The sequence below is a fragment of the Pseudoalteromonas sp. SR45-5 genome, from assembly GCF_014163565.1.
GTDB classification, from domain to species: domain Bacteria; phylum Pseudomonadota; class Gammaproteobacteria; order Enterobacterales; family Alteromonadaceae; genus Pseudoalteromonas; species Pseudoalteromonas distincta.
Map to the genome: position 1 here is coordinate 1 of NZ_JACJDN010000571.1, position 2,549 is coordinate 2,549.

3 protein-coding genes are annotated in these 2,549 nt (G+C 40.5%); all 3 read right to left on the reverse strand.

All coding sequences use genetic code 11. From position 1 onward, the window contains the following. Positions 1 to 9: 9 nt before the first annotated feature. Positions 10 to 1,185, reverse strand: a complete 1,176-nt coding sequence (locus H5072_RS16625) for a mandelate racemase/muconate lactonizing enzyme family protein (RefSeq protein ID WP_007375956.1) — start codon at positions 1,183 to 1,185, stop codon at positions 10 to 12. Between the two features lie 26 nt (positions 1,186 to 1,211). Beyond that, complete coding sequence (locus H5072_RS16630; RefSeq protein ID WP_010554363.1) at positions 1,212 to 1,979, reverse strand: class II aldolase/adducin family protein; 768 nt, start codon at positions 1,977 to 1,979, stop codon at positions 1,212 to 1,214. A 165-nt stretch (positions 1,980 to 2,144) separates the two neighbouring features. Beyond that, positions 2,145 to 2,468, reverse strand: a complete 324-nt coding sequence (locus tag H5072_RS16635; protein ID WP_182694165.1) for a c-type cytochrome — start codon at positions 2,466 to 2,468, stop codon at positions 2,145 to 2,147. Positions 2,469 to 2,549 lie beyond the last annotated feature (81 nt).

The window sequence follows — 2,549 nt, forward strand, 5'->3', positions numbered from 1 at the left end:
AAAAGACTATTATTTTATTTCTACGCGTTGAGAACGCATAACAATCTCATCATTTAATTCAATACCCAACCCTGGCTCTTCTGACACTTCAAAGAAACCATTTTTAGGTTGTGGGTCTTGTAAACATAACTCGCGGTTCCACTTTTTAATCGCATAAGTGTGGTGCTCATGAATCAAAAAGTTAGGGATAGCCGTTTCTAAGTGCAGTGATGCTGCTGTTGCAACAGGCCCGCCACATACGTGAGCTTGAATACGCACATCAAAAATATCAGCGTAATCACACACTTTTTTGGTTTCGGTAAAACCACCACATAAACCAATATCAGGTTGTAGAACATCAATACTTTGATCTTCTAAGTACGGGCGCACACCCCAGCGATTATACAAACGTTCACCACCAGCAATTGGCACATTAACTTTATCTGCTACTTTTGCATGTAATGAATGGTTTAAATAGTTAACTGGCTCTTCAAAGTACATACAGTCAAATTCTTCTGCAATTTCACCTAGCTGAATAGCTGTTGTAACACCTGGTAAACTGTGGCATTCAAAAATAATATCCACTTCGTCGCCTACTGCTTCGCGAATAGCTTGCATGCGCGCACGGTATAGCTTCATTTCAGTACGTGAAATTATTTTTGTACGATCGTAATAAGTATTGCCGTCTTTATCGTACTGAATTGGATCTACTTTTACTGCATCGTAACCTTCGGCCATCGCCTTTAAAGCCGCTTCTGCATATTCTTGCGGTTGTACTAGGGCTTTAAATTCGCTATCCCAGTCAAACTGTAATTGCGAAGCGTAAGTGCGTAGTTTGTCGTTAACTTTACCGCCTAATAACTGGTATACAGGTAAACCAAGCGCTTTACCTTTTATATCCCAAAGTGCGGTATCAATTGCGCTCATTGCAGCATATACAACAGGTCCGCCGCCTAAACCCCAAAAGCTTTCACGTAACATACGTGACCATAGTTTTTCTGTTTGAAATGGGTCGTGGCCTATTAAAAAGGCGTCGGCCATTTCTTTAATCATAGCCGCTGCAGCACTGTGACCTAAATCGTATGCAAGGCCCGCTTCGCCAACACCACTAATACCTTCGTCAGTATGAATACGTACAAACACAGGTGTCCAAGAAGGTCTATCAGGACAGTGAATATCAAATACTTCAACGCGATTTACTTTCATTAAAATTCCTTATTAACCGCTATGGGTTATTTTGCAAAACTAGGGTCAAGTCGATACGCTTTACGTAACATTGCAGGCCACGCAAGTTGCCCGCCGGTGCTGCCACTGTGTACTACGTTTGCTTGATTATAAATATTGTCGATTATAGGTTGCGGTACTTCAATCACCTCTTGCGAGCTTGATTGTAGCGCTAGTTGAATTTCACACGCTCGCTGTAAATCATAAAAGCGCATAAACGCATCGCCTACCGTTGGGCCTACTGTTAAGCCACCGTGATTTACCAATAACATATGGTTAGTGCTGCCCAAATCATCTTGCAGCACTTTTCGCTCGTCGTCGTTTACTGCAAGCCCTTCGTAACCATGATAAGAAAGCGATGGCAGTGAAAACATTGAATATTGGCTAAGCGGTAATAAACCATTTTTTTGTGTAGCGACTGCGATTGTTTCTTTAGTATGAAGGTGAATAACACAATGAGCGTCTTCGCGTACCTCGTGAATCGCACTGTGAATAGTAAAACCAGCTGGATTAATACTAAATGGCGTATCGTCAATAATGTTGCCGTCTAAGTCGACCTTTACTAAATTAGAGGCAGTTACTTCATCAAAGGTTAAACCAAACGCATTCACTAAGTAGTGGTCGGTGCCAGGCAAACGTGCTGATAAATGCGTATAGATTAAATCCCCCCAACGAAAGTGCTCTACCAGTCTATAACACGCGGCTAAATCAACACGAAGTTGCCACTCTTGTGCTGATACTTTATTTTTTAAATCGAGTTGGGGTAAATCAAACATAATGAGCCTTATAAAAACGTACATTATTAACCTGTACGAACAGATGTTTAGAAGTCTAAAGCAGTCTCTATTTTATAGCAAACACCAAACAAAACAGCCACACTATTGTGTGGCTGTTTATAAAACTAAAATACCAATTGCATTAAAATGGTATAACTGCGTAAATTATTTTACGTTAGCTAGGTAATCTGCAATTGCTTCAAACTCTTCATCAGTTACCGTTGCAACCATTGCTTTCATTGCCATGGTCATACCGTTATTACGTGCACCTGACTTAATATCTTTCATTTGCGCTACTAAGTAGTCTTTGTTTTGACCGTTTAGTTTAGGGTACATACCCATAATTGGTGCTTTACCTTCAGCGCCATGACAAGTTTGACAATTCTTAGCGGTATAAAGTGCAGCGCCATCGGCAGCTGTTGCATTAAACGAGAAGCTTGCGGCTAAAGTAATACCCGCGCCTAATAGTAGTGTTTTCATCTTGCTCATTGTATTTACTCTTCTTTTTTGACGGTTAGAAAAACTGTTCTATTGATTGTAGTAAACAATCAAATAAAAAGCATACGTACG

Coding starts and splice junctions, on each gene's coding strand:
- H5072_RS16625 (WP_007375956.1), bottom strand. CDS start 1,185: ATGAAAGTAAATCGCGTTGAAGTATTTGATATTCACTGTCCTGATAGA.
- H5072_RS16630 (WP_010554363.1), bottom strand. CDS start 1,979: ATGTTTGATTTACCCCAACTCGATTTAAAAAATAAAGTATCAGCACAA.
- H5072_RS16635 (WP_182694165.1), bottom strand. CDS start 2,468: ATGAGCAAGATGAAAACACTACTATTAGGCGCGGGTATTACTTTAGCC.